Origin of the sequence: Achromobacter sp. 413638 (genome assembly GCF_043119405.1) — a bacterium.
GTDB lineage: Bacteria > Pseudomonadota > Gammaproteobacteria > Burkholderiales > Burkholderiaceae_B > Achromobacter.
This window is the reverse complement of record NZ_JBICCO010000166.1, coordinates 1-1,753: the sequence shown is the minus strand read 5'-3', so window position 1 is coordinate 1,753 and position 1,753 is coordinate 1. Positions and strand designations below refer to the sequence as shown.

1 protein-coding gene is annotated in these 1,753 nt (G+C 69.8%); it reads right to left on the bottom strand.

Annotated features, from left to right (window positions below):
• On the bottom strand, window positions 1–1,753 hold a 1,753-nt coding region (locus tag ACEU5R_RS31870; protein ID WP_392413897.1), incomplete at both ends, for a fimbria/pilus outer membrane usher protein.

Genomic DNA, 1,753 nt, shown 5'->3' with positions numbered 1-1,753 from the left:
ACGTCGATCGACACCCGGTTGGCCTGATAGGGAATCAGGTCCGGCACCAGCAGGTGGCCCGAGCTGTCGGTCTTGCCCAACTTGCGGTTCTCGTGCAGCACGTCCACGCCCGGCGCGCCCGTCGACACCAGCGCGAAGCTGTCGTTGATCCGGCGCGACGGCGTGACCACCCCGTCCATCAGCACCAGCGCCCCCGAGGCCTGGGCCGCCGCCTGCGTGCGTCCGCCCAGGTCCTGCGCCAGACCGGTCAGCTGGCCGTAGCGGCCCAGGTACTGCACCTGGCCCTGCGTGTAGGCCTGCCCGCCGCTGCGTCCGCGCTGCACCGACCAGCCCGCGCCGCCCTCGTAGTCGATCGAATGCTGCGCGCCCACGCTGTAACTGTCCTGGCCCTGCTGGCGGCTGGCCGACGCGAAGGCCTGGGTCCGATCGCCCAGCATCAGCGTCAGGCTCAAGTACATGCCATTCGAGCCGGACTGATTGAAGTCGTGGAAAGCACTCAAGCTCATGACCGCGCGGCTGTGCAGATTGACGGTGTAGGTCGCCGAGCCCAGTCTGGCGGCCGGCGCGGCCGGCTGGCGATAGCCGATATAGCTCAAGGCCGCGCTCTGCGACTGGGCGACGGGAAACGACAGGGTGACGCGGTCGATCTGCCGCGCCACGGGCGCCTGCTCGCGGGATCCGAGATCCCCATACCCCCCCAACGCGCGCGTCGCCTGCATGTCCAGGCTGAATCCCGGCCGCACGTACTGGTAGCCCAGGCTGGTCTGGCCGCCCGCGTAACGGCCCGCGCTGCCGGCCAGCGAAGCGCTGACCACGCCCGCCTCGCCCAGCCTGACCAGCGCGCCCGCTCCCAGGTTGTAGACGCCGGGCGCGCTCTCGGCATGCCCTTCCAGCGTCAGCGCGTCATCCAGCCCATAGCGGCCCGATGCGCTGACGGCCGGCGCGTGGTCGTATTCGAACGAACGCACGCTGAACCGCCGCCGCACGAAGCCCGCCTCCACCGAATAGCTGGACAGGCCCCGCGCCAGCAAGCGCGTGTCCACGTACAACGGCACCGTCGTCGCGATGCTGCGCCCCAACGCGTCGCGCGTGACGATGGTGGCCTGGCCCGCGCCGGTGATGCCGGGAATCTGGTTGACCACGAAGGGGCCGGCGGGCACGTTGCTGGAGTATTGCTGCACCCCGTTGATGTACAGCGCGATCGACGACGGCACCACCGAGGACGCGCTGATCGCCGCCACCGGGAAAGTCACCAGGTCCGGCCGCAGCGAGAAGTTGCGACCCCACTGCACCCCGGCGATGCGGATCGAGCGCGACCAATCCAGCGACGACGTGATCGTGTCGCCCAGCCGCAGCGTGCGCATCGTGTCCTGGTCGGAATGCGTCCAGTACGTGTCGTAGCGGATGTAGCGCCCAGTGCCATCGGCAAGGTTGGCGCGCCCGCCAAGATAGCTGATGCCGGTGTTGCTGAACACGCCGGACGGACTGAAATAGCGCTGTTCGGTGTACAGCGACAACCGGGACAGGCCGCTGGTCTGCGCGTAGGCGTCGTAATTCAGCACCAGCCCGCGTCCGCTGGTGGCCGGCGGCGCCCGGGACACGCCGCGCATATCGAGCGCGTAAGGCGTGCGCAACGCATCCGGCACCACCAGGTTCACCGACTGCGTCGCGGCGTTGTAGCTGTAGCGCAGGCCCGGAATCGCGTCCAGCCGCAGCTCCGGGCTGCCCGCCGCGCCGTCCGGCCCCGGCACGC